General features: G+C 46.2%; 21 protein-coding genes. 8 read left to right on the plus strand and 13 right to left on the minus strand.

Annotation, left to right across the window (positions count from 1 at the left end; translation table 11 throughout):
* A partial coding sequence (locus tag BP71_RS37125) for a transposase (RefSeq protein WP_496386857.1) occupies nt 1–283 on the minus strand: 283 nt, incomplete at its 3' end.
* Nucleotides 284–413: 130 nt separating this feature from the next.
* On the opposite strand from BP71_RS37125, the gene BP71_RS37130 reads away from it, so the two are divergent.
* Nucleotides 414–602: a hypothetical protein gene (locus tag BP71_RS37130; protein ID WP_496386859.1), complete on the plus strand. Its 189-nt coding sequence runs from the start codon at nt 414–416 to the stop codon at nt 600–602.
* 2 nt (nt 603–604) lie between these two features.
* On the plus strand, nt 605–769 hold the full coding sequence (locus BP71_RS37135; RefSeq protein WP_496386861.1) for a hypothetical protein: 165 nt from the start codon (nt 605–607) through the stop codon (nt 767–769).
* A 620-nt stretch (nt 770–1,389) separates the two neighbouring features.
* Here BP71_RS37135 and BP71_RS37140 read toward each other — a convergent pair.
* The 6 genes from BP71_RS37140 to BP71_RS37165 form a co-directional block, all read right to left on the minus strand.
* The gene (locus BP71_RS37140; protein ID WP_496386863.1) at nt 1,390–1,842 is read right to left on the minus strand and encodes an ester cyclase; all 453 of its coding nucleotides are present in this window, start codon (nt 1,840–1,842) and stop codon (nt 1,390–1,392) included.
* A gap of 141 nt (nt 1,843–1,983) precedes the next feature.
* Nucleotides 1,984–2,775 (minus strand): DUF4249 family protein, encoded by a 792-nt coding sequence (locus BP71_RS37145; RefSeq protein ID WP_496386865.1) that lies wholly within the window; start codon nt 2,773–2,775, stop codon nt 1,984–1,986.
* Nucleotides 2,776–2,778: 3 nt separating this feature from the next.
* Nucleotides 2,779–5,085, minus strand: coding sequence for a TonB-dependent receptor (locus tag BP71_RS37150; protein ID WP_496386866.1), 2,307 nt, complete (start codon nt 5,083–5,085; stop codon nt 2,779–2,781).
* 126 nt (nt 5,086–5,211) lie between these two features.
* Nucleotides 5,212–5,904 (minus strand): LytR/AlgR family response regulator transcription factor, encoded by a 693-nt coding sequence (locus BP71_RS37155; RefSeq protein WP_496386868.1) that lies wholly within the window; start codon nt 5,902–5,904, stop codon nt 5,212–5,214.
* On the minus strand, nt 5,901–6,926 hold the full coding sequence (locus tag BP71_RS37160) for a sensor histidine kinase (RefSeq protein WP_496386870.1): 1,026 nt from the start codon (nt 6,924–6,926) through the stop codon (nt 5,901–5,903). The genes BP71_RS37155 and BP71_RS37160 overlap by 4 nt, the downstream gene beginning before the upstream one ends.
* Before the next feature lie 260 nt (nt 6,927–7,186).
* Nucleotides 7,187–9,574 (minus strand): ABC transporter permease, encoded by a 2,388-nt coding sequence (locus BP71_RS37165; RefSeq protein ID WP_496386872.1) that lies wholly within the window; start codon nt 9,572–9,574, stop codon nt 7,187–7,189.
* A 1,326-nt stretch (nt 9,575–10,900) separates the two neighbouring features.
* On the opposite strand from BP71_RS37165, the gene BP71_RS37170 reads away from it, so the two are divergent.
* Complete coding sequence (locus BP71_RS37170; protein WP_496386874.1) at nt 10,901–11,719, plus strand: alpha/beta fold hydrolase; 819 nt, start codon at nt 10,901–10,903, stop codon at nt 11,717–11,719.
* Between the two features lie 303 nt (nt 11,720–12,022).
* Here BP71_RS37170 and BP71_RS37175 read toward each other — a convergent pair whose 3' ends face one another.
* Nucleotides 12,023–12,553 carry an NAD(P)H-dependent oxidoreductase gene (locus BP71_RS37175; protein WP_496386876.1) on the minus strand — a complete coding sequence of 177 codons (531 nt, stop codon included), beginning with the start codon at nt 12,551–12,553 and terminating at the stop codon, nt 12,023–12,025.
* Nucleotides 12,554–12,649: 96 nt separating this feature from the next.
* Here BP71_RS37175 and BP71_RS37180 point away from each other — a divergent pair, with 96 nt between their 5' ends.
* Nucleotides 12,650–13,003: a winged helix-turn-helix transcriptional regulator gene (locus BP71_RS37180; protein WP_496386878.1), complete on the plus strand. Its 354-nt coding sequence runs from the start codon at nt 12,650–12,652 to the stop codon at nt 13,001–13,003.
* A gap of 126 nt (nt 13,004–13,129) precedes the next feature.
* On the opposite strand, the gene BP71_RS37185 is transcribed toward BP71_RS37180, so the two are convergent.
* Nucleotides 13,130–13,549: a hypothetical protein gene (locus tag BP71_RS37185; protein ID WP_496386880.1), complete on the minus strand. Its 420-nt coding sequence runs from the start codon at nt 13,547–13,549 to the stop codon at nt 13,130–13,132.
* A 102-nt stretch (nt 13,550–13,651) separates the two neighbouring features.
* Nucleotides 13,652–15,754 (minus strand): HRDC domain-containing protein, encoded by a 2,103-nt coding sequence (locus BP71_RS37190; RefSeq protein ID WP_496386882.1) that lies wholly within the window; start codon nt 15,752–15,754, stop codon nt 13,652–13,654.
* Between the two features lie 435 nt (nt 15,755–16,189).
* Between BP71_RS37190 and BP71_RS37195 the strand changes: the two genes are divergently transcribed.
* The 4 genes from BP71_RS37195 to BP71_RS37210 all read left to right on the plus strand — a co-directional run bounded on the left by BP71_RS37195 (nt 16,190) and on the right by BP71_RS37210 (nt 21,152).
* The gene (locus tag BP71_RS37195) at nt 16,190–16,867 is read left to right on the plus strand and encodes a hypothetical protein (protein ID WP_496386884.1); all 678 of its coding nucleotides are present in this window, start codon (nt 16,190–16,192) and stop codon (nt 16,865–16,867) included.
* A 752-nt stretch (nt 16,868–17,619) separates the two neighbouring features.
* Entirely contained in the window at nt 17,620–18,348 is a 729-nt protein-coding gene (locus BP71_RS37200; RefSeq protein WP_496386886.1) for a LytR/AlgR family response regulator transcription factor, read from the plus strand.
* Between the two features lie 42 nt (nt 18,349–18,390).
* Complete coding sequence (locus tag BP71_RS37205; RefSeq protein ID WP_496386888.1) at nt 18,391–20,475, plus strand: tetratricopeptide repeat-containing sensor histidine kinase; 2,085 nt, start codon at nt 18,391–18,393, stop codon at nt 20,473–20,475.
* A gap of 212 nt (nt 20,476–20,687) precedes the next feature.
* The gene (locus BP71_RS37210; RefSeq protein WP_496386890.1) at nt 20,688–21,152 is read left to right on the plus strand and encodes a hypothetical protein; all 465 of its coding nucleotides are present in this window, start codon (nt 20,688–20,690) and stop codon (nt 21,150–21,152) included.
* A 93-nt stretch (nt 21,153–21,245) separates the two neighbouring features.
* On the opposite strand, the gene BP71_RS37215 is transcribed toward BP71_RS37210, so the two are convergent.
* Genes BP71_RS37215 through BP71_RS37225 form a run of 3 tightly spaced genes read right to left on the minus strand, consistent with a single transcriptional unit; the run spans nt 21,246 to nt 26,969 of the window.
* A complete protein-coding gene (locus BP71_RS37215) occupies nt 21,246–21,677 on the minus strand; it encodes a hypothetical protein (RefSeq protein ID WP_496386892.1) in 432 nt (143 codons plus the stop codon).
* Between the two features lie 13 nt (nt 21,678–21,690).
* Nucleotides 21,691–24,861, minus strand: coding sequence for a fibronectin type III domain-containing protein (locus BP71_RS37220; RefSeq protein WP_496386894.1), 3,171 nt, complete (start codon nt 24,859–24,861; stop codon nt 21,691–21,693).
* Nucleotides 24,858–26,969, minus strand: a complete 2,112-nt coding sequence (locus BP71_RS37225; protein ID WP_496386895.1) for a fibronectin type III domain-containing protein — start codon at nt 26,967–26,969, stop codon at nt 24,858–24,860. Before BP71_RS37225 ends, BP71_RS37220 begins: the two co-directional genes overlap by 4 nt.
* Nucleotides 26,970–26,974: the final 5 nt, after the last annotated feature.

Genomic DNA, 26,974 nt, shown 5'->3' on the forward strand with positions numbered 1-26,974 from the left:
CTTTTTTTAGGATTTCGCGGTCGGTTTTTAGGCGTTCATTTTCAGCCCGTAGTTTAGCAACTTCCGCAGCCAGTTTCGCTGCTTTGTCGTTGCGATCTGCTTCGCTATTCGATTTTGTCTTTTTTGTTGCCATTCTCTTCCAACGATAGAGAAGATTCTCGGCAATTCCAAACGCCTCCGAGATTTCCTTGGCGCTCCTGCCGGAAGCCAGCATTCTGGTCATTTCCTGTTTGAACTCAGCATCGTAGCTTTTGCGAGTTTTTACCGATTTGGGGTCTTTCATTTTGCATCATGTTGTGCAAAAATGTGTGCCGATTTTCGGAGCCACCTCACCTAACACAAGCAATGAAGGGTGAAGAAACAGCAGGGCCAGCCAGAGCAAAAAACACCCGAAAATTAATCTTAAAATAACGATGACAAGCAAAATCACCTTGCTGGTACTATTATTAACTGGTTGTGGCTACGCTTATGGGCAACAACCTGACACTGCCCGCGAAAAGATGGTGGCCGTTATGAAACAAAAAATGATGGATTCTATCAGGTCTGCGCGCATTGAGGATGCTGCTCTCATAAGCACAGGCTTACCAAAAAAGCGGTTGTAAGCTTGTCGGGCGGATTAAATACAACAATCCGCTCCAAACTGATCAAAGTGGACGGCAAACAGAGCGAGTACGTGATCAAAAACAAAACACCTGCCATGCCTTACATTCAGATAGGCTTCTCATTGCTTCCGTTCTGGGATCCGTTAAAGCGCCTTTCATCGCGCTAGAACCTTACCAGACATCATTAAACTACTGATATGATCTATCCTAACCTATTGAAAAAAAATTCACCGCTGTTGCTGGCGATCATCTGATCTTGCCTGACAGCTTAATACATTTATACAAAAGGGCATAAATTGCCTTCTTCCTCATAGCTTCGCCGTCCATTTCTAAGAACCTATAATGGATTTCCAGCTTGTCAGTTCTTTCAAACACTGCCTTCCTAAAATCACCATAAAATATATAGTGACCTGATGATAAAATCACTGTGACCAAAAGGTACCCATCAACTTTAAACGGCAAACAGGATATAATTATAACAACGGCAGATGTTTCCACAAAAAACTGCCTGGCATAAATATTGTTCCATTTTTATATAGTTCCTGTTTTTTTGACCCAGCCAGCCATGCGGAGAGACTGTAGTAGTTCAATATTACCTGTTCGCTCATCTAATAATAATTATGGCTTCGAAAAATCTGATTTCCTTCCGATATTTTTACCCAGTGTATCGCCTATGTCCAAAGTGTAGCTGGCGATCCCATAGATCGCAATTCCTGTTACAACCACTGACGCTCCGAACGTAACTGCTGCCGTGGTAGAGTCATTGTTGCGACCATAAGCTTACCAACTAATAGATCACCTCCCAATGGTGTAATATCTTTCCAGATTTCAACCGAAAAATTCTCAGACCTGAAAAGCTGCCTTCTGTTTTGTCATGCCGCCAGTGAAGAGTAAAGTCGCAAATAACCAGGTCTTCGCATTCAATAATGCTGTTCACGATTGTTTTATGAGAGAATATCGACCCGAGTTTTTTCAAATGGAGCCGGGTACCCGTCCGGTTCTGCAAGGATTTGACCGGAATTGAATAGTCGATAAAATCTTCATGGAGAAAATTTTCCAGTCTGTCCAGTCGTCCGTGGTTCCAAATAATCCTGATGAATCTGGAAATTAAAGCCTTGCAAGTTGAGTGTGCACCAGCCTCATTCTTATTTTTTTCAACTAGAAGCATCGTGTTAGCATTATAATGGACAAGTAGGTTTAAATAAAATACGATCCTGTGATTCACAAGAGGTATTTGCATTACCGGCAGTTCAGTTAATTAACTTAGCCATTCAAACATCCATCTATCGACCTAATCAGGACTGAAAAACGGTCCCGGGAATCTGTGACATATTCCATTCACTCACTATAAATTACCATCCAGAAGACTGTTTCCGGGACTTTAAGGTATGGTTACGCTTTTTGTTTCGCTTGTATGGACCGAAAATACGCCTAATGCCCCGTTGGAAATATTACTCGGTGGGTTATTGGGCGTTATGCCTCCACCAGGGCCGCTATCTCCGATTAATGCCAGGGTTTTATAATAGAGTGCGACCTTCGCGTCGACACATTGCATTTTCAGGGTGACTAAATCCCCGCGCTTCAATTTCAGGTCGTCGTCACTCAGTTCAAGACGCGCGGTATTCTTCACGCCATTTTTCACTTCATCGCTCTGCACGAAATGTTGGTTCATCAGCTTGTCGTTCGTCGATAGCTCGAAGCGGTAATTATTGCCTCTTTGCACCGGATCCAGATATTCGGGAATAATATTGAACTCGGTTTCACCCCCGAACAAGACCTCTTCCACTTTAATGCCGTCGAATGTAACGCGGTCCGGCATGGTGCTCTGCGCGGTGTAGATCTGGCTTTCGGCGGTTACTGTCATCGAGTAAGTCCTGCCCTCTGTTCCCCGCAACTTTCGGGTATGATAAATGCCGTTACCTTGCGCGATGAGCGTGTCGGTATTACCGGCATTGTCGCTTATAACCACCACTGCATTATCGATCGCTGGGTAAGAACCCGTTTCAGTGAGCGCCATCGACTTGCGAATTTTGACGATGTAAGGCCCTTGCCCATTGCTGATATTGGCTTCAATCACGATCCGCGATTGGTTTCCCTTGTAATCCAGTTCCACGACCTTTTCGCAGCCCGTCAGTAAAAAGACGACGGCCATTATATTGAGGATATTTTTCATGTTTTAGAATTTGAAATTGTAGGAAATACTGGGAACCCATTGAAACAGCGATGTCTGAACGGCGTCGATTTTCTCAGGTTTGGTCTTGTTCTCCTTGAAGGTCATCAGGTATGGATTCTTGCGTCCGTAAACGTTGTATAAGCCGAAGTTCCATGAGCCCTGAAACTTTCTCCTCGACGGTCGTTCAAAGGTGGCACTCAGATCGAGCCGGTGCGTGGCCGGCATGCGATCGGCGTTCCGATTGCCGTATTGGTACATGATCATATCGTTGAGCACATATTTACCGGTCGGGAAAGTGACCGCGTTGCCCGTATTGTAAATGAAAGTGCCTGACAACGTCCATTTCTCCGAAAGCGTGTAAATGCCGACGACCGATAAATCGTGTGTCCGGTCGTGCTTGGCATTATACCATGCGCCGTTATTGATTCCGTCGATCTGCCGCTCGGTTTTCGAAAGCGTGTAGCCGACCCATCCCGTCAGTTTTCCGGTTTTCTTTTTTAACAGTATTTCCAAACCATAAGCCCGGCCCTTTCCGAAGAGCAGTTCGCTTTCGATATCGGGCACCGTATTAATATCTGCCCCATCGCGGTAATCGATCTGGTTTCTCATCGATTTGTAATAAGTCTCTGCATTAAGCTCATAGGCATTGTCATTGAAATTCCTGCTGTATCCGACACTGACCTGATCGGCCACACCTGGTTTGATATTGTAACTGTTGCCGATCCACTGGTCAGTAGGACTGCCGCCGGTGGAATTGCTCATCAAGTGCAGGCTTTGCGTATTGCGGGCGTAGCCCGCTTTGATGCTCGAAACATCATTCAACCGGTAATTAGCCGAAAACCTCGGCTCCCAGTTGGTGTAGGTCTTGCCTACTTTTCCATCAGCCAGGGTAATGGAATTGGCCAGTTCGTTGTTCCGGTATATATTATACGTGTCGCCCCCCAGCACGTTGTAGAATGAGAAGCGCAGGCCATAGTCAAGGCTCAGCCGCTCCGTCGCTTTGTAAGAGTTGGCCACATATACCGCATTCTCCAAACCTTTCCGGTCTTTTTTGTTACTAACAATGTCAGTACCGCCGGCTTTCGTAGGCGTAATGGTGTGGTGTATGACATTGAACCCAAAGCGAATGTTATTCTTCACATTGGCGAAGTAAGTAAAATCCTGTTTGAGATTCAGGTCCTTGATATGCGAATTAAAATTGGTTTCAGCGCCATCGCTTTCGAAACCTACATTGAAATCATAATTACTGTAAATGAAGGATGTATTCGAAAACAGCTTGCTGTTGATCACGCTGTTCCACCGGAGCGTACCGGTAGAATTCCCCCATTTGCTTGAGAACAAAGTCGAAATGCCCAGTACATCCTTACCGAAATAGCCCGAGAAGAATAGCCTGTTTTTGTCGTTGATTTCCAGGTTGGCCTTCATATTCAGGTCATAGAAATACAGCTTCGTATCTTTCAGGTCCGAAGAAAGCCTGGCGAACAAGTCCGCGTAGGTTCTCCTGCCGGAGATCATGAAAGACGACTTACTTTTCTGAATTGGCCCCTCGATCGTCAACCGACTGCTGATCAGTCCGATACCACCACTCACCTGATAGTTCTTGTTATTCCCTTCCTTCATTTTTACATCCAGCACCGAGGACAGCCGTCCGCCGAATTGTGCAGGACTATTGCCTTTGATGATCGTCGCATCCTTGATCGCGTCACTGTTGAACGTGCTGAATATGCCCAGCAAATGCGACGCATTATACACCGGCGCCTCGTCGAGCAGGATCAGGTTCTGGTCGGTGGCGCCCCCCCGAACCGAAAAGCCGTTCGACCCTTCACCATTGGATTTCACACCCGGCATCAGCTGGATGGTCTTCACCAGGTCCTTTTCCCCGAACACGACCGGAATCTTGGCAGCTGTTTTCATATTCAGCGTCTCGGTGCCCATTACCGCCTGTGTGAGATTATCGTCGTCCTTTTTTGAGGTCACCACCACCTCCTGCAAACTGATATCGTCCGATAGCTCCACGTTTACCTTAGCGTTGGCTTCCAAGTTGACAGCCACCGTTTGCTGCTGGTATCCCACATAAGAAAACCGTAGCGTGTAGCTTCCCTTCGGAAGCGAAATTGAATAAAAGCCATACTCATTGGTGATCACCCCTATGGTGGGCTGCTGGGCTACCACCACGGTTACACCGATCAGCATTTCGCCTGAAGATTTCTGCTTGACCGTCCCGCTTACCGTGTACCTGGATTGTGCCGACAGCAACGTTGACAAAAACAGTAGCAAGAGACTTGTTAAAACCACTTTCTTAAACATCATGAATACAGCTATTTTTTGATCGTTTTTTGTGTCGCGAACCGACAGCGATACAAATGTGTGATCGAAAGCAAGCCAGTGAAAATTAATGAGAAGAAGAGTGGGATTTACGCGAAGAATGCGGCATTATCAGCCATTATACCTGCTGAAAAAATCGTCGGCGTACGTGCGCCCGATCGGGAACTCCTGCCCGGCAATGTAGATCGTCCCACCGCGCACAGCTTCAATTTTGGAGAACGGCAGAATGTAACTGCGGTGTACGCGTATAAAGTCTTTGGAATTAAGCTTCTCCATCATGTCCTTCATAGGCATGCGCGCCACGATCGGCTTTCTGTTCTTGATGTATATTCTCAAATAGTCGGCCAATCCTTCAATATAAAGAATATCGGACACAGGCACTTTTACCAAACTGAAATCGGAGCGGATAAATATGTTTTTATCCGCGCTATCGTCCTTTTTGTGAATATAATCGAAGTAATCAACTGCCTTTGCAATCGCTTGTGCAAAACGCCTCTGGTTGATCGGCTTCAACAAATAATCAATCGCATTCAATTCATAACTGGTTACGGCATATTCGCTAAATGCGGTGGTGAAAATAACCATCGTATTTTGCCGCAACAATTTGACCAGGCTTATTCCAGTCATCGAAGGCATCTGGATATCGCAGAAAATCAGGTCGACCGGGAATTTATGCAAATAGCGCAGCGCCTCGCTGGGCTGCGTAAAAGTTTTTTGCAAATTGACGCGCTCATGTTTCGCACACAGCGATTTAATCACATTCAAAGCCAGCGGCTCGTCGTCTATGGCAATGGCGTTTATCATTGCAGATTAATGTGTAGGGATACGATAAACTCCTTTTCATTGTCATGAATAATCAACAAATGCCGCGATGGGTATATCAGATTCAACCGATGCCTTGTATTCTCAATTCCCAATCCGCTCCGTTCGGAAATGTCCCGCTGAACGTTCACTTTATTGTTAACCACACTCAGCTGAAATTCCGTATTATTAATCTGCATTCCAATCCTGATCCTACTCTTTTGTTCCGAGTTTACGCCGTGCTTGAAGGCGTTTTCAACGAACGGGATCAGCAGCATCGGAGCGATCCTGAAAGCAGGAATGTCGTCCAGACAATCATAGTCGAGCCTTACACTTCGGTCCAGCCGGAGTTTTTGCAATTCGATATAGTTGTTGATATAATTGATTTCATCTTCCAGTGGCACCAAATCCTGCTGGGTTTCTTTCATGGTATAGCGCATCATTTCAGACAGTTTGTCCACCATATCCGCCGCTTTTGGCGAGCTGTCTATCGCGATCGCGTAGATGTTGTTCAATGTATTGAAAAGAAAATGAGGATTGATCTGCGATTTGAGCGACGCAATCTGGGCGGATAGTTTTTCACTTTCAGTCTGTCTCAGCCTGTTATAGATTGTCCACAAAGTAGATAACACAATGGAAAGCGACCATAGCAGCAACGCATTCACAATGATGACGGGGATAATCTTCTCAATGGCCGGATTAACCCTCAGGGATAGAATGGCATTAAAATCAGAAAGTTGAAGGGTCAAAGCAAAAAGAACGCCAGCCGCTCCGATGGCCAGCAACAACGTCGAAAAATACACTGAGTACCGCTTCGCGAGCAGGTACCTGGGCATCAGCCAAAAGTAGTTGATGTAAAATGTAATCAGTAGTAAAGAACTAAGCGTAAGGCATAGCAGAAGGTAAATCCTATCCGAAGAGGGGTCTAGCGCGCTGAAAACCTGGTCGGTTGGCACATAGGGTACAACCAAGAGCAATACCCATACCAGGGCATGCATAGCAGCAGCGAAACGGTTAACTTTCATTGAGTTATCGAAATAATCCTCAAACAAAAGCGATTAAAATCACCAGACCAAAAATTTGAGAAGAATGAGTCGGGTTTATAGACGTACGACATCAACATTGTTGGAGACGCAGGCACAAAATTGTGATTTCGAAATAGAAAATCGGTCAAGTTTATTCAAAACTGATCATTTCATCTGGCAACCTATCCGGTAATCTGGAAATTAAAGCCGGAAAGATTGCCGTTTATGAGACAGTTAAGCGATAAATGTTCCCATCGGGATCATGACGTTTTGATAGAATTAACTGGATTGTTTGAGGACGCGACAAGTGCCTTAGAAATTAAGACGCCAAACCCAATTGCGAGTAAGGAAGTTAGGCACACTGCTACGGTTACGATTGAAATGCTGAGATAGTACTGCCACATTGTCTTCATTACCATATCAACTAGAAAGTAACCCGCACTTCCACCGGCAACTCCGGCGATTGTCAAGAGGTAAAAAAAATCATAGTTTACGATTTTAATAATATTCCCCCTACTTGCACCCAATATTCTCCGAATGCCAATTTCCTTTGTGCGTCTGGCGATATTGAGCGTTGCCATCGTATACAGGCCAGCCAGAGAGATCAGAAGGGAGAACACGGCAAGCAATCCCACAATTTTGACCCCGTTTAAATTCACCCTGTTTGTAGACTCCCTTACGACATCAATAGATTCAATATCAAACAACTTTCCAGGGAAGCTCTTTTGCCATTGCTCTTTTGCGGACTTCTCCACGCGCGACATCGCTGATGGGTTGCCACGCAGTATAGCATATTTATACGCATCGGGTGGTGCAAATCGCACAACCAAAGGCTTTACCGCCTCGAAAACAGAATGGGGATAGATGTCCCCCAAGACGCCTATAATAAGCGGCCCAAAGCTATCCCCCAAAACAACCCTCTTACCAACGGCACTATCTCTCCAACCAAACTGCCTTACAAACTCCTCCGTCACTAAAATGGAGCCGACCTGATCGGTATGGGAACCAGTAGCAAAGCCTCGTCCTTCCTTGATCTTCATACCGAGCGCCTCCAGATAGTCCTCACCTACGGCGATCTCTTCGACCAACTTCTCTATGTCCCCGTATCTCGCATTTTGAGCATGGACATCTTTGGATACATGATCTTTAGTTCCCGCGATCTTTTCGACACCCACCCTACCAGTCATTGCATTTTTGAAGACCGCAAAATCGCCGGGTTTGTCCAAAGAAATGCTTAGAACCCCAGTAGTTGAATACCCCAAATCATAGTCCGCCTGAAATTTTGAGTTTCCGTAAAAGGCTACGGCGAATACAATCCCCAGAACAGATAACATAAATATCGACCCCAGAAGTAACCGACTAAACCATCCGTTAGCTCGCAGACCAGCCTTTCCCTTCAAGATGGCAAGCGGCTCGAATGAGGCAATGTATAGAGCCGGATAACTACCAGAAATTAATGCAGAGAGAACTAGTAGCAGCGTAAGAAACGCGAGAAAATACAGATCGCCGAAATACCGGATCTCTAACTTCAAAAACGGCCACAAGCTATTATATGCTGGCACAATCAATTCCGCAAATGCCAAACCAACCAATAATGCAACCGCGCACAACCCAAGGTTCTCAATGAAAAATTGTAAGCGAATTTGCCGTTTACCTGCGCCCAGAACCTTTCTGACGCCGATTTCTCTCACACGAGTACCTGCTATTGAAATGGACGTGTTTGTAAAATTGAAGCACGCAAGTAACAGTAGTAAGAATGCGGTTACATTTGGGACTAAAACAGCCTCATCCGGAATGCCGTACCTCAACTGCTGCCAGCGCACGCCAGGCCTGACGGCGGACTTATTAGCCATCTCGTTGAATTTCTGAAGGTAGAAGCTCGAGACCATTGGGCCGTGGCGGACTTTGTTCTGGATTGAAACGAATCTCTTCAGTTGCTTTTCAACATAAGGCGTCAGCGTCGAATTGTCTATTTCCAGGAATACAGTATTCCAACGCTCCCAGCCGGACAGCTTGTCGGGTACGTCAGGAGACACCTCCTTCAAATTGCTGTAAAGGGTAATTGCATCAATGGAAAAACTTGAATTAAGAGGTTGAGTAGCGAATACTCCCGCAACAGAGAAAGAAGTGATCGACGCGTCGGAAGCTAGAAAAATCCTTCGCCCGACTACCTCAATGGTGTTAAAGTACCGCTTGGCAGCTTCCTCCGAAATGAATATTTTATTCTTGTCCCGTAAATCTGATGCTGTGCCTCGTAATATGGGAAAAGTAAACAGATCAAAAAAAGCAGAGTCAACATATGCAAAGTTAGACTTGAAGATATTTTGTCCGATTTTAATTTTCTCAGCGGAAGGAAAATAACGCACTACATTGCGCACTCCGCCTATGGACATGTCTATTTCCTTAGCCAAGGCCGCAGGAGCAACGCCGTATTCGACAGTATCACCAACCTCAACCGAACGAAATTGAATTCGGTATATTCTTTCACCATTTACATGACTTTTGTCCCAGTCGTGTTTGAATTTCCAATTGAAAAATCCACCAATACAACAAGAGATCGCCAGACCCAAAGCGAGAATATTGATGAGTACAGAAATCCGGTTTCGAAAATAACTTCTTAATGCAATTAATAATACGCCCTTAAACATATGGTTATTGGATTATGCATGTGGAACAAAGGAGTTGAAAAAGGGTCTGGTGGGGCACGAGCAGTAAGAATCATCGCGAACTACTCATTTGAAATAGCCAGCGAAATCAGCAAGCTGAGTATTATTTCATTGTAGAGCAAGCCGATGAAAAGGATACTTAAGCTTCCAGGCCCATTTGTTTTTTTTTGCAGAGTACCGCAAAATTATGCACAATGGATTAACCTCAGCCAATCTAAAAAGTGGCTAAAAGGCTATTCCATGGACGTCAAAATTCTTTTAAATAAGGGCCGAGCAATCGGAGTTAGATGGAATGATTTTAACAGGAAGAAATCTGACGAACGTTGGCAAGGAAATATATTTCAGCAAAGGCATCCTCGACTTCCGATCTAACAAGCTGGAAAGCGCCTTTAACATTACAGATTGAGGGAGATTACGAAACCGGATAAGTTTGCTTGTCTCTCGTTTCCGTATAACCTTATACGCTGATAATAGGCCTGTCTTCTTTGAGGTAACAGGCATTTCAACTTTTTGAGCAAAAAAACGCGGAGAAGCAGATTCGACACTGCCGAGCGATACCAAAAGACCAAAGATCATAAACACCGACAAAAATCATCGAATTTGACTTTGACTCATTTTGGCCATCGAACTCATGCCTGCTGTTTGATTTAATTTACATTCGAATCTTCCTCACTCGCAATATACTGAATTGTATTAGCATAAGTCAACTCCTTTACGATAGTCCTGTTCAAATCAGACACTCAGTGAACTCATTTCAATTTAAGATCGCTAAAACTGGCTCTTCTGCCATGCGCGTTGTTTGCTAATAATGACACCTCGAAACACGTTTAATTTCTCGTGCCGGAATCGTTGAGGTTTTACCTCTCGACAGGTCTTGATGACAGACAACAAAATCGTAACTCTGGGTTTAGAAATCGATCAAATTATGATAAAGTCGATCACTCCATCTAGTAACCTGGGAAATAAGGTTTGATAGAATGCTGTCTTTGAGATAGTTAGGCGATAAATATTCCCAGCGGGATCACGGAGGTACACTTACGTGCACCTTTTTTTGCTTATTGCAGCTTCTAAATGGCACTTTCAACTAGTAATGGATCAGTGCCAAATCAAATGGGTGATGCGTACACAACACACCCATTTTGGCGGTATTTACCCTCTAAATTGTCGCATTTGCACAGGTTCAAATGTCGGACTAAATTTCACCTTTGCATTGTCTACATCAACAAGACTCAAACCAATTCTGAACGGTATTTTGGATATCAATTCAAAACATCCGATGTCCTTAAATTCCTACTAATCGCAACCGTCATGACAACAGCATCTCAATCAACCGCACAGAGTATCAAACCTTCTGACAGTGGCTATGCACCAGTAAATGGTATCGACGTTTATTATGAAGTGTATGGCGAAGGCAGCCCTATTATTTTACTACACGGCGCTTATTTTACGATTGATATGAACTGGGGACAGTTAATCCCTGAATTGTCAAAGGCGAGAAAAATCATTGCCGTTGAGTTACAAGGTCATGGCCACACACCGTTTTCAGATAGAAAGTTATCACATGCCAATTTGGCCAGTGATGTGGAAGGAGTAATGGATCACTTGAAAATCGACAGCGCCGATGTAGCCGGTTTCAGTTTTGGCGGCGCCGTGGCTTATCAGTTTGCTATCCAAAGCCCCAAACGACTAAGAAGACTGGTGCTCATTTCGTGTACTTATAAAAGTGCAGGTTGGCTGCCCGAAGTAACCAACGCGTTTAAAGCATTGAAGCCCGAATTGTTCGACAATAGCCCTATGAAACAGGCATACGATGCCGTGGCACCTGATAAAACAAAATGGACAAAATTCTTAGAGCTGATGTTTGCTTCCGCTGCGACACCCTTCGACCTTGGAGACTCCAATGTTGCGAAAATTGCTGCTCCCGTACTGATTATATCCGGCGACAATGATGGGCTGAACAAAATCGAATTGATGAAAACATATCAATTATTAGGCGGAGGAATAACTGCTGATTTTGGTACCATGCCGAAATCGCAGTTAGCCATTTTGCCTTCGCAAGGACATCGCAGTGTTATGATGCAGACGCCAACGATTTTGGCCTACATGAATAGCTTCTTGAGTAATTGATAAAGCCGATTACTCGGCGTTGGTTCGGCGCGAACGAACTGTTTTATAAGTAAAAGTATAAATGGGTAAAAAAGACACAGTTGGTTCTTACTTGGAAGCCCTGGCAAAATCAGACGTGCCAAAAACATTTTCATATTTCACCGCTGATCCGAAGTAGAAAAAGTACGGAAGCCATCAGTTTTCCGGTATAAAAATGGTCCTGAGGCGATAGGAAAGATGGTCGGCTCGATATATGTCGCGGGCAGGCGTGTGTTCATTTCCCGTTTGTCAATCTTAATTTATCAAGTGCCTAGGAAATCTGCGTTACAAGGCATCCAGAAAGTCAAGATACTGCGGAATACTTCTTTCAATCCATTCGTCAGAAGAATTGAGTTCGATACCGTAGTAGGCAAAAAATGGTCGGTAGTCCGCTTTGACGTATTCAAAACTTAGCTCGAAAGGCCGCGTGAGTTCTTCTACCGTGTATTTGTACTGCGCCGAAGGACTATATTCATGTTCATCAACGCCCAAAGACATTGCCAAGGCAATTTTCTTCCCTGCCATCTTGTATCCACTCCGACGGCCGTACGCCCAACCGTAGGTCATCACTTCATCCAACCATTTTTTTAACAGGGGCGGGCAGTTGAACCAATAAAAGGGAAATTGGAATACGACCTTGTCATGCGCTTCAATCAGTTTCTGCTCGGCTGCAACGTCCAGCTTTTCGTCAGGATATACCGCATGCAATTGATGGACCGTATACTTGTTGGGGAACCTGCTTAACGTGTCGACCCACTTTCTATTGATAGCCGAATTTTTAATATCCGGATGGATAACAATAACTAAGGTTTTCATTAAACTACGCATGTTTGTTTCCACCAAAATTAGAGCGGTTACCCTGATTTCCGTAAATTAGCTACCAAATGTAGGGTACTATAAATAATGTAAGTAATGTCAAAAGTCAAAGTGAGCTCAACCAACTTCGCTAACAAACAGGCGTTAAGCGATGAGTGTTCGGAAGTCTATGCTGCCAACATTATTGGCGGGCAATGGTCGCTCGCCATTGTTTCCTGGTTGATTAATGGGAAGCTTAGATTTGGGCAGTTGAAGAAACTAATGCCAGGCATCACCGAGCGTATGCTTACATTACAGCTGCGAAAGTTGGAGGAAAACAAAATCGTTACGCGGACTGTGTATGCAGAAATTCCACCCCGTGTAGAATATGAGCTTACACCCATTGGTTATGACCTGAAACCCATTATCAAACACCTTGAAATCTGGGGAGATAAACACAAAAGCTTGTAGATCTCTGTTTACGTGACTGTGGCTCGGACAGCGCCTACCTTTATCAATTTCACAGAACAGTTTAAAATGCATTCGCGAGATGAATTCGAGCGCCAAACGCCGTCGGAAGCAGAATGCAATTTTCTCTCATTCCTGATAGTTTCTCAGCCTCTCCCTTTTATATTCCTCTTGAAGTCGCGGATACAAAACCCAGATACCTAGCGGCAGCACCATGAAACAAACCACGTGATAAAAATAATGCCATGTGTCAAGGTGCTTCTCTCCAAGCGAGTACGTGATTTGAGCACCGCTAACCCTGTACAGATTGTATGAGAATGAGCTCGCAAAGATCATAACTAAAAGGTAGCCTGGCGCACCCGTAATCGCAACTTCCGTACCTGGTTGCAGCACTATGGAAAGTGAGCCGAAAAAAATCAGCAAAAACAGCGTTGAAAAGTAAAAAGCGACCTGGTTCCCTGACTCGTTCTTTTCTGCGCAGATTTCAAACGTAAAAAGATGGTACCCGTAAAAAATCACATAGTAGATTATGTACCACAATGATTTCATGAATTGGTCCGCACAAATCCCCCCCGCCACGATAGGAATTAATAGCATAAAAAACACTATCCAGACATTGAGTTTTACCAATCTATCCATGTTTGACACACTCTAAAAAAGTTGACTCGTCCCATTATTTGCCAGGATAATACGGATAATATCCGGTCCGAAATCTGATGCCTTGGCCGGACCGAAATTTTTGATTTGAGATAATTGAGTTAATGTACCTGGCATTTTCTGGACCACTTGCGTCAAGGCGGTATCCGAGACGATCGTATATGGTTGTACGTCTCGCTGCTGAGCAATAGTGGCCCGCCATTCAAGTAATTTATCGAAAAGTGTCGCGTCGACTATCGGTTGCTTTTTGCTGCTTATCTGTGGTTGGGTCTCGCTTTTGTCCGATTGATAATCGCTTAGCGCCTTTGCTGCCTTCAAAACAAGCTCTTCCAGATTCGTGGCCTCAGACAACCTTAAAAAGATTCCTGCCTTCAGCCCTATGTAATACCTTAGTCTTGCCGCGGATAAATGAAAGTCCGGATCCAGGGCGCGCTGATCACATTGCGAGAGCAACTCCCCTATTTCGCGCACAGCGTCGTTGAGCTTGGAAAAGAAATAGCCCATAGCCTTTGCAAGCCTTTCAGGCAAAACTTCCGAGCTCCGCCCCTCAGAAGAATCCAGGAGTGCCAACAACTCTTGTCTGCGAAAGCTGACCGAGACCTTTATCAAGTCAATGTTGATCAGCTTCGACACAGCGTCAGTCCTCTGCTGGACAATCCCATTGAGCACATCATGTTCCCTGATAAACCCAAACACCGACTCCCAGCAGTCTGCCAGCATTGTAAAATCAAACAAATCGAGCACCGCTTCCCGGAGGCTGTCGTGCCGCAAAGCAGCCAGGCCCGAACTATCGTAAGCATTGATCGAGGCATTTTGCATAAAAGCTTTCACGGCAGAGGCCACCATCACGCTGGCCGCGCTGACAGGCCCGAGCAACACGAGTCCATCCAGCGACCGGCACCGGCTCAGGGCCACGTAAACCTGGCCCGCCGCAAATGCGGTGCGCACATCGACCACCAGCTTCTCGAAGGTGAGACCCTGACTTTTATGAATGGTTACGGCCCAGGCCAGCCTCAGCGGCAACTGAGAGAATGTCCCCGCGCTGGATTCACTGATCTTTCCCTCCGCTTCAGACAACGCGTACTTTACATTCTGCCAGATTTCCGGGCCTACTATAAAGTCGGTCCCGTCATCGAAAAAGACGACATGGACACGCCCGTTCTCAATGCGCGAGACCCGCGCTGCCCGCCCGTTGTAGTATTGCTTCTTTCCCGAGCTGTCATTTTTAATAAACATCACGTGCGCCCCTTCTTTCAGGATGAGCTCCTTTTCTGCCGGATATGCTTCCGAAGGAAAATCGGCGGAAATAGTCGCGCTGAAAAGATGTTCGGGAGCCTGCAGCGCGTCGAGCCGCTGCTGGTTAATCTCTTTGACCTTATCGTTATGGGTAGAAAGCGTAACATACTGGGATAGTTCGGAATCCGGTTGGGAAATGTACCGCGCATTAAGCGCAGCAAGCGTGTTTTCTGTAACCTTACCATCCCTGACGCTGTTGAGGATGTCAATAAACACCGGATCACTCTGACGGTAGACACGCGACAACTCAAAGGTCAGAAAGCCCGAAGAGCCCCAAACCAGGCTATCAAAGAAATACGGACTTTTATAGACGGAGCTCAATATATCCCAGTCCTTGTTGGTGACCGGTGGCAGCTGATACGGATCGCCTATCATCAGTAGTTGAACTCCTCCGAAGGGCCTTGCCGATGCTCTCACGAGCCGAAGCAGCTCGTCTATGTAATCCAGCATATCTGCCCGCACCATACTAACCTCATCGATGATCAGAAGTTGCATCCGCCTAAGCATTTTTTCCTTTTCCGGGTTCACCGACCGGATCGCAGGCTGCGGTTGGCGCTTTCCGCGCACACCGGGCATTAAAGGGCCCAGGGGAACCTGGAAAAAAGAATGTATTGTAACGCCGCCAGCATTAATGGCAGCTACGGCCGTCGGGGCGACGACAACCATTTCTTTGGCCAGGTTGAGGCGGATATGTTGAAGAAAAGTGGTCTTACCCGTCCCGGCCCTTCCGGTTAGAAAGATGGGTTTATCGGTCAGGGTCAGGTAATTCAGGATAGTTTGATGATGAATGTCGAGTTGCATGCTGGTTTTTTACTACAAATAAACAGGAATCCAACATGTGTACGAACCGCGAATCTGAAAAAGCCCACCCTGACTAATGGTTTCTGTTTATTTTCTGTTCCAAATCCATTGCCATGCCAATAAGCCCATTGATTTTATCGATTTGAGCGGGGTATCACGCGATGGTAAAGAGCCTGAACTTGGACAGGATTTTTACCATACACTACGAAAAGCGATGATTCTCGCATCGCACATGCAGCCGTGAGCGGTAGCGTAAAATCTATCTCCCTTCAACTGATGCACACTGCAAGTTAATATATAATTTATTTATATATTTGTAAGACTACCGTTAGCTCCATTAAGTCCGTCAATGTTGCAATGAAGTATTTTCTGTTTTTAATAGGCCTCGCGGTTTCATTGAAGGGAACCTGTTGTTCTTGCTCGGAACCCAAGTTTATGGAGAAATATATTCAATCTGACTTTGTTGCCAGGGTAACGATCACAGAAACTTTTCCCAATCAAGGTTCAGCACTGCACTATCAATCCAGCATTGTCATCCATCAACTCTTTAAAGGTAATCTCGCAAACGCTATATCCATCATGGGTAGCAGTGACGGGAAGCGTAGAACATCTTGCGACATTTTCTTTGAAAAGGGTACAGAAATGCTCGTTTACGCCCAGAAAAGCGATGATGGACGATATATTTTCGATTCATGCTCCGGTTACGTGGTACTGAGCAAATTAAGGCGCGGCGACGAAAAACGTGAATTGGAAATGTTGAATTTCTTGCAGCAAAGGGGCATTGTAACGACCAACAGAACGTGGTATGGCGTTGCCCTTGCCGAAAAGCTCAAAGCTTTCCAGGGCGAGATGTTAACAAGGAGCTTTGCCATTTTTGAAATTACTTTCACCAGCAATTTGCAGGTCGATTCTGTAAGTACAATCACGGGATTCTATCCGGACTTGGATAATAAGTTGATTGCAATTTTGAAAGAGTCCCGTTGGGTAAGCGACCGGTTTGGGAATGATACCAGCCGAAATCAGGTTCCGGCAGGAAGCAAACTACTCTTTGCCTTCTATTACTACCCCGCGGAAGGAAAATATCCAAGCTTTATCAGCGAACACGATCTTTGATAGCGCGGACAGCGCATTTTCCTGCAAAATCGGAGTGGTGAACGTGGCCATCGAAATTGAATGGCCCATTGCCCAATAGGCCATGAACAAAATCTCTGAAAGGTTTTCTACTCTGCTATGGTCTGTAAGGACCGCATAGATCGTTTGAACCAGCTCCTATGGGCCGATTCCGGAATACCCACTTCCATCTTCTACGCAGCACCTTTTAAATTGTTCCCAATTAAAAGTTCATAGCGCACTCCAGTTAAAAAAGTTGCCTGTGAGACTCCCAACTGCAGGCAGATCTGCTCGACGCGTGTACCTGTCTCAGACTACCTAAGCGAAAAAGCGATGGCATCGGCCACCCAACTAATCCTCCGTGAATTTCGCGGACGCCGCGGGCTTTTTCGTAAGGACAAATTACAATTTTGACCTGTTTTTGCCACCGAAAATCTCTGGTTTTCAGCTGTCTCGTCTACCCGGAGGTCATATTCAAGGTATCCCCCTTTTGCAAGAAGTAGCTATTGCCTTCTCCTGGCATTGTTTTCAACCTTACGCTAAAGAAAAGTCAACAATATGTACGGCCACCATTAATTTCCTTAAAATGTCTGTACATTAACAATCGGGCAAAGCTGTGCGTTTGCGGAATGCAGAGTTATACTCAAGGTGGAGATAACCTGAAATTCGTGGATTTCCCATCGCTCTGTTGTCTTAGCTAAAGACAGAGCCGCGCCGCTTCTGCTACAAGCCAAATTGATTTTAATTGCATTCGCATGAACCCAGACCCTTTTTCACCTATCCGTTTCATCGCCGTTGACGACGATTCGCTGGATCTGCTGGCCATTTCAGAACTGACCAAAGATTTCCCGTTTTTGCAGAATTGTGGAACATACACCAATGTCGTTGAAGCCTACGAAGCCTGTAAGTACATCATACCTGACGTGGTGTTCCTGGATATTGAAATGCCCCAAATCGACGGCCTGGACCTATTCCGCAAAATCAGGAGCATAGTACCCATTGCCATTTTCATCACCTCGCACCCTGAGTTCGCGCTCGAAGGCTTTGAACTATCCGCATTGGACTACATCCTCAAACCCTTAACGGAAGACCGTTTAAGCATGACGGTCAGGCGGATCAGGGAATTCCGGGAGATGAAGTACAAAGCACGCGCATACGAGGTATTGTTTGAACAGGATATACTCACGATCAAAGATGGGTACAGGCACATCAAGCTGGCCCAGCGCGATATTGTATACCTGGAAGCGATGCAAGACTATACTAAGATCGTCACTGTGGAGAAAAGTTACATGACCCTGTCCTCGCTGTCCTATTTTATGGATATGCTCCCTTCGGATCGTTTCATACGGGTGCATCGCAGCTATGGTGTCGCTATCCGCCATATCAGGGAGTTCAAGCAATCAGAGGTACTTTGCAACAATACCATTATTCCGATAGGCAAAACCTACCGTCCCGTCATCTCCAAACTCAAATCCGACCAATAAGACGATTTCCAGCGGCTCTCCCCTCTCATGAACATTAAACTTATGAAACTCATCATTCTGTTTTTTACGCTAATTATCTCTCTTCGGAGTCATGCACAGGAAAACGACCACATTAAACTGCTTGAAGAAAAGAAGCTGAAATGTGAAGGAATTTTGGCGGCATTTTCCGGAAAACCTGAGAGTCTCGATCTCCTGATCAAGGAAGGCAGGGAAGGACTGAAAATAGCCGGTGAAAAGGAATACGAATATACATATGCGTTTCACCAGGCCATTGGGACGGGATATTATTACAAGCAGGATTTCAAATCAGCGAAGGAACAGTTTGAACAGTCATACGCTGTCGCCGTAAAAGGTGGAATGAACGACAAAAGTTTGAAACCGCTCGGTCACCTGATTTCAATCAATTATTATATGGGATTGACTAAGGAAGCCGATGAAGCAGCCGAGAAACTAAAGAATGCGGTCGAATCAGTTTCAGACCCGAAAGTGAAAGCGGATGCTTTCTATAATTTGGGCCTGTACAACCAGCAACTAAAGTTCTATTACGGGATTGCACTTGATTATTTTCTAAAAAGCGTCGATACCTACAGACCGACCGCAGATACCACAAAGATCGTTAAGCTAAAGGCCGATTATGGTGCCCGGCTCATGATGGTAGCTGAAATCTATCTTTTTTTGAAACAACCTGAAAAAGCCTTGCAATACCTGAATGAGGCAAAGCCTGTTTTGGGTTTATCACTAATTAGTGACATAACCGCTTACGGCAAATTTGTGAGATGTTACGCACTCTTGAAAAATAAGACGGAGGCGCTCAGGTATTACAATCTTTTGCATGAAACAGCGGCAAAAACAAACGGAAACTGGTCTCAGCTGATATCTTCCAGCCTGACGATGGCTTCGATGGCATTGGAAGACAAACAGTATGGCCTGGCTAAAATGTACCTGGACAAAGCCGATGCTCAGGCAAAAAAAGATAATAAGGAGATCATGACCTCTAGCGTCAATCTGTACTATGGCGATTATTACAGGGATTTGAAGGACTACAAAAATGCATCCAGGTACTATAAAATGTCCGAACACGGCTCGGCTCTATACAACAAAGAGCAATACCTGGAATTGCTGAAGTCATTGACGACGGTCGAAATGCTTGCTGGAAACCCGTCAGACGCAGCCGCCTACCACAACAAATATGTTTCACTTTCCGATTCCCTGACAAGCAGCAAGATTTCACTGAACCTGGCTGAAATGGAAGCACGCTTTCAAAACAAGGAGAAACAACTCAGAATCGACAATCAAAATGTCGAGCTTTCTTATGGCAAAAGGCAACGTCTGTGGCTGGGCGTAGGACTCCTGCTTATTTCTCTGGTCGCTATTTTATTGATTATCAACTATCGTAACAAAAAACGTACGGCCGATTTGCTGGATAAAAAGAATGAAGCGCTCACCAAACTTAACAACGAGCTGGAAGAGGCCAATCAAACCAAGGCGAAACTCTTTGGCATTATCAGTCATGACCTCCGCTCCCCCATCAGCCAGGTGTATCAATTCCTGAAATTACAACAACGCAATCCGCAGCTATTAAATGATGTTCAAAGGGCTGAACTTAGCAATAAGATCCAGAGCGCAACAGGCTCACTATTAGAGACCATGGAAGAACTCCTGCTTTGGTCGAAAAGCCAGATGAGCCAATTTAAAACCGATATTCAAACGGTCGATTTAAAAGATACGACCGAACAGGCTATGCAACTGGTTCAGCTCAACATTGAAGCCAGGAGGATCACCATCAACAATGAAATTTCCAACCCGGTGTGGGTTAAAGCCGACCCCTATTATCTGCAGACCATCATCAGAAATTTGCTGCAAAATGCGATAAAGTCGTCTCCCGACGGTGGGGTAATTGATGTCCGCTGTGTGAACCGAGAGACAGGGATTCTTCTGACCATCGGTAATACAGGGGGGGAATTCACCTCTGACCAATACGCACAGGTCCTTGCAAGCACCAATCAGGGGCTCTCCGGTCTGGGATTGAAACTGGTTGATGAACTTTCGCATAAAATCGGCGTCACGGTTAGTTTCGAAAATCCTGAACGAGATTCAACGAGGGTTAATCTGGCTTTTACAAACTGAGCGGCTGGTCATCGTAATTTCGGGTGCAAAGTGTGCAAGCAGGAAAATCCCTCCACTTTTAACCACATTTCTGTTGCCAGGACGTTCGTCGATTTCGGACGTTCATTCATCGATTATTTTGAAAATTTGGGCATTCAGGCAACTAGTTTTGGTTATGCCGCGAAACAAGCTGCAATTAAGAATTCAATCATTATCCCAAATTTTCTACGATCATGAAAACAGTTAACAGTATTCGTTCGATAGCCACATTGTGCCTTTTGCTTACATTGTCGTCTGCATGTTCAAAAAAAGAAACCGATATAGGGCAGGAAGAAGCCGAAAAGATAGGAACATTTAAAATTGACGGAGTAAGCTATAAAGGAACAACAAGTATCCTTACAATCGGCGGCATGTATTCCGTCTCCTGCCAGCAGGATAACCCCTATAAACTGATCCAGGTACATTTTGGAAGTAAGGAAGAAGCCGAGAAAGGAGGCACATTCAATGTAAGGGATTTTAGTATCGATGAGATAAAAGAGGAAGTCGAAGTAGGTGTAGACGGCCTTACTTTTGACCCGGATGGAAGTTATACGGTCACTGTCAAAAACAGGAAGATCGTCATGAATAATGTAAAGCTGATCCAGACTGGTCAGGGCGCTAAAAAACCGGTAATTAACGAGTGTTCCATTGAATTTTGACCGGGGAGCATCGTATGAATCTCTTTTTTTAATTGGGATGTGTCCGCAAAAGACACATCCCATTTTTGGTTCCACTCATCCGGCTGCTCATTTTTACTCGGGCACCAGTTCATATTCGTTGACGCTGTTTCCGGTTTTGCGGCTTTCATTGGTACGCTTAAGCATGAGCTGTTCACGGGTGGGAGCTGTTGTCAGATAAAACTCTATATTCCCCGAAGACTCGCTAGGTGGTGGTGAGAGATTTTCAAGGATGAGCCGGTTATTGTCGGTTGAAAGTGACCAGACTCCCACCAGCTTACGGCCGTCCACATCCGTAAAACTAACCTGATCACCGGCGGTCAGGTCCAGCCGAAACCGGGCATAGCCTGGCTGGGTGCTCCCTGAACTCCCCTCCGTGTAAACCACCACGCCATTTTGCTTGACAGATTTGGCTTTCCATACAATATTGATATCTGCCGGCTCAACCTTTTTGGGCTCACAAGCGGCAAGAACAGCCACAAGGATAATGTACATGTGTATTTTCATGTTATGCTACGGTTTAATGTATGAGCAATTTTCGTCTGATTACTTTTTGGTTACTGTCGATCACGGCGATATAGATCCCGGGCCCTATGGTTTTTAGGTCAATTTCCATGGTTTGCGACAGCTTCACATTCTTGATGACCACACCCCGCATGTCATACAACAGCAAGCGGCCCAGGCGCGGCCGGTCCAGTCGCAAATACAATATTTTGCCATACACATATGCCAGATCCCCTTCCGCAGCAGGCTCCGTGCCGGTTATGATCGCCTTCGCCGACAATTTTACTACGTCGCTATAAGGGGATAGCCCCGCGTCGTTAATGGCCTTGATCCGGTAATAGTGGTCGATGACGTCCAATATTTCGCGGTCGTCGAAAACCCGGCCGGGGTATGGCGTACGGCCTATTTCGGCAAAGTTCTTATCGGGGTTTTCGGATCGTTCGATTACTACTGTCTTGGTATTGGGGGAAACGGCATCCCAGGTCAGCCGGACCAGGTCAAAGTCGATCGCAGTTACTTTTAAGTTTTCAGGCTTGGCCGGCAGCGGTGCCTTGGGTGTAGTTACAACGGCGACATTGGAGTAACCCGAATACCCGATGGCATTCAGGGCTCTCACCCGGAAGTAATAGGTTGTTTCGTCTTTCAAGCCCTTATTGGAAAATCTGGAGATATTTCTGCCCACGCTATCGACGGAAACAAAGTTGCTTCCGTCGGTAGATCGCTCAATTGTAAAATTTCTTTCATTGCCCGAATTGTCGGACCAATCCAGCTTTACCGAAAAATAGTCAATAACTGAGGCAACCAGATTAGACGGATTGCTGGGTAGCACATCCCTGGTTGTTGCCGTGGCAACATTGGTGGGGTCAGAAGCTCCCTGTGAGTTTCTCGACCGGACGCGGTACCAATACTTTGTGGCCGGGGTCAGTCCTGTGTTCTGAAACGCGTTTGTATTGGCCGCCGCTTCTCCTACTTTCGAAAAGCTGGTGCCGTCTGTCGATCTTTCCACATCAAAGGCAGATTCATTAGATGAATTATCCTTCCACACCAGGTTGATCTGGCTGCTCGAAGCCGTTGTGGCGGTCAGGTCTGTGGGTGAAATAGGTGGTACGTCAAAAGTAGTGGTCTCGGCGATATTGGAATAGGGCGAATAGCCTATCGCGTTTTTGGCCCGGATCCGGTACCAATATTTCGTAAGGGTGCTCAATCCTATACTTTGGTAGATGGTCGCATTGGCAACCACATCAGCAATTCTTGTAAAAATAGTCCCGTCCGAAGAGCGTTCCACTTCATAACTTGTTTCGAGACCGAATGCTCCGGTAATATCTGTCCACCTCAGATCAATCTGCTTGTTAGTGATCGGGGCAGCACTCAGATTTTGAGGCGCAGCGGGGGCCACATCATGTGTGGTTGATGTGGCCACATTGGTAGGTTCAGAGGCTCCTTGTGAATTTCTTGACCGAACTCTGTACCAATGCTTCTTGTTTGGCGTGAGGCCCGTGTCCTGAAATACCGTGGCGTTGACGCCCGCATCGCCTACTTTTCCAAAGTTGGTGCCGTCAGTAGATCTTTCAATTTCAAATCCTGTTTCATTTCCGGAGTTGTCCGTCCAGGCCAGGTTGATCTGGCTGCCCGAAGCCGTTGTGGCTGTAAGATTGGAAGGAGCAATGGGGGGAACGTCAAAAGTAGTGACGTCTGCAATGTTGGAATAACCTGAATTTCCTATTGCATTTTTGGCACGAACCCTGTACCAATATCGTGTGAGTGTCGACAAGCCGGTATTTTGATAGCTTGTGGTATTGGCCCCCAAATCGGCTATTTTGGAAAAATTAGTACCATCCGTCGATCGTTCCACCTCAAAACCGGTTTCATTTCCCGAATTGTCTGTCCAGTTCAGGTTAATTTGCGTATTGGATACTGGCGTGGCTGAGAGGCTCTGAGGAGTATTCGGCGCAACGTCCCTCGTTGTCGCGTTGGCCACGTTGGAATACGCCGAGTTCCCACCGTTGTTTTTAGCTCTTATCCGATACCAATATTGTGTGTTAGCATTAAGTCCGTCACTTGAATAAGAGGTTGTATTTCCCCCTACTTCGGCTATTTTTGAAAAGTTGGTTCCATCTTGCGAGCGTTCTATTTCAAAACCACTTTCATTTCCGGAATTATCCGTCCAGTTCAGGTTGAGCTGACTGTCACTTACTGTTGTTGCTGACAGATTGCCAGGTGCAGCGGGCGGACCGGGATTCGTTGTGGCATCGGCCACGTTAGTGTAACCCGATGATCCCGCATCGTTGAATGCCCTTACACGATAGTAATAACGTGTAGATGCGGGCAGACCGGTGTTGTTGTATTGCGTTACGTTGGCTCCTACCGTCGCTATCTGGCTAAAATTGACCCCATTCGTTCCACGTTCGATGACAAAGCCTGTTTCGTTGCCAGAACCGTCGATCCAATTCAGCTGGATCTGAAAAGTAGGATCAAGTGATTGCGCGATCAGGCCCGACGGTGCAGCGGGCGCAGTTTGTTGGGTGGTGGCGCATGCCGTATTGGAATAATCTGAATTGCCCGCAGCGCCCCAAATTCCTCTGATCCGATAGCAATACCGGGTCGCGGGCGAAAGACCGCTGTTGTCGGTAAATGTTCCACGTTCGCCTTCGGCGGTGCCAATTTGGGTAAATGCGCCCCCGGCCCCCGTCGATCTTTCAATGGCAACCTTTATACCGCTGTCCTTCCCGCCGTAGCCGGACCAATTCAGCCGGACATTATTCGGCCCGGTCTCCGTTGCAGTAAGCCCCGAAGGCACTGGAAGGGCGTTGGTAGTGGCACACGCTTCCTGAGAGTATTCGCTGTACACACCGCCAGAATTTCTGGCCCGGGCCCTAAAACAATAAGGCGTGGAAGCACTTAGGCCGACGGCGATATAGGTTGGATTCGGTTGAGAAGGCTGAGAAATAAATGACCCAATGACACTGAATGCTCCCCCGTTTATCGATTTCTCAATAAATATGGTGACGTTCGTATTGCCGTTGAGGTCATTCATTGAAAGTGTTATATCGCCGTACGACTTGGAATCAACCACGAAAGCCCTTAGCGCTTTTGGCGTTTGAGAAAAGCCACTTGTACCGATAAACAATAGCGTCATCAGCACAAAGAGCGGCTTAATTTGCAAAGAGTTTTTTACGAGCGTTTTCATTTCACAGTCAGTTCAATGGTGTCGGATAAACGTGATGTGCTCCCGTCCTGCAACATGACCCGCACGGCATAGCGAACACTCCCCTTTTCGGGACGTTTGTCGCGATATTCCCTGCGATCATAAACGGCGTCTACGCTTTCATAGCCCCTTCCTTCGGCAGCCCGAAAGATCGTGAACCGGCAATTAGACAATGGATAGTCCCAGGAAACAGTGATCGTCTGATCGGGATTCTGAGCCGCACGCAGCTTTTTTATTATGGGAGGGGTTTGTTTCGGTGTTTTCACATGAAGCGGGAATGACGGTTCGGATTTCAGGCCGGAGCTGTCCACGGCCACCAACGCGTAGTCATAGTCTGTTTCGCCTTTTGTGGTCGTGTCTGCGTACATTAATATATTGCTGCTCAGCCTCGCCATTTCATGCCAGTATTCCGTACTTTTCCCTCTTCGCATCAGAATCTGCTGCTGAACATCTGTGCTCACACTCGGCGTCCAATGGAAGGTTACAGCACTGTCGCTGATAAAATATCCGCTGATGGTGGGAGCCACCGGTCTGACAATATCAGGTCTGGTAAGAGTCAGTATTTCGGAAGGCTCGCTGGGGTTGTAGCTTTTATCGTAGGCAACTACCCGGAAATATTTATGGCGGGTGAGCGTGTTCAATCCCGTCGAATCATTGAAGCCTGCAATAGCCAGATACCCTGGCGCAGCAGATATAAAAACGTGGTCGGGGGCGTTAGCGGCGAGCACTTTGTAACCCAACAGATCCGCTTCGGCATTAGCCTTCCAGACAATTCTTGTAAAGCCCGTGGAGTCGATATAGCCCTTCAAACCGGTGGGTTTGGCCGGCCCGGACTTGTCGCTCACAATGCAGAAAACAGGCAGCCCCATCCCCAGATTCCTGGCAGTATCCACCGCTACAATTTTGTAATATGATGATGAGACGGTACCTGTCGTATCAAGCAACTCACGGGCATTGGCACCCAGCAGCTGCGGATGCACAGGTGTAAACGGGCCTTCCATAGAAGTACTTTTCCCGACAACAAAGCCTGCCAAATCCGTTGGCTTATCGTCATACTTCCAGCTCACACGCACCTTCGATTTACCCGCATACTTAGCATCCATGTGGGTAACCGACGGTGGCGCAGTAAGATCAATTCCCATGCCGCTGACCGTTTCAGAAGCAACTATTTCACCAAAGGGTGTTATCCCCAGCACGCGGTAGTGATATGTTCTGTAGTTATCGGTCAATGAATCCGCGAAGGTGATTCCCGGTGCCTTTAATTGCTCCATGGGTTGGAACCACGGCGTTGAACCAAGCCGTCGGAAGGTCTTTCCTCCATTGTCGGACCTTTCAAAAAAATAGGATGAAAACGAATTCTCCGCAAGTGCCCTTTCCCAGCTCAACTTCACGCTGTGCTCTCCCGACATAGCTTTTACCGGCGGCATTTGATCCGGGTCCGAATCCTTTTCATTGACCAGATAAGTTGCAGCTACTTCAGTTTTGAAAAGATCAGGATCGGCCATAGGTTTCAGGAAATAGGCATATCGTTTACCTTTTTTCACTGTTTTGTCTACATAACCGAGTGCCATTCCCTGGGCGTATACCGGTTTCACATCGGCAAGGACCAGCGACATGGTCATTCGCAGGTCTGTTTGATTTTGCTGCTGCATAATCTTGTCCAGCGTGAGCTGCTCATCGTGCCGGAGCGGTGTGTTTTTGCCGTTGACCAATTGGGCGCAGGCAGCCGCAAGGGTGTCATTCCTGGATACGTTTTTGAGCCAGATGTCAACAGGCCAGGGCTTGATCAACAATTGAAAATCTACTTTTTGAGAATTATCGTCGTTGAAACTTTTCCGCGTGAGCAAATAACCCGAGCGCAGCCCGGCACGGAAAAGATCCGGACGATCGGGCGCCCAGCGTACTACAACCGAGTCTCCAAAAGCTTTTGCCAGCAGACCGACTTTATGCTTTTCAATGACCTCCGGTTCATTCTTATCAGGTGCCTTCGGAATTGTTTTCTTTTGGGCCAGACCCGACTGCTGCGATAAAGCGAAAAGCAACATCGCCATCAAAAGGAACTTGTTCGTGTTGGTTATTAATACTGACATGGCTC

This window comes from Dyadobacter ginsengisoli DSM 21015, assembly GCF_059568735.1.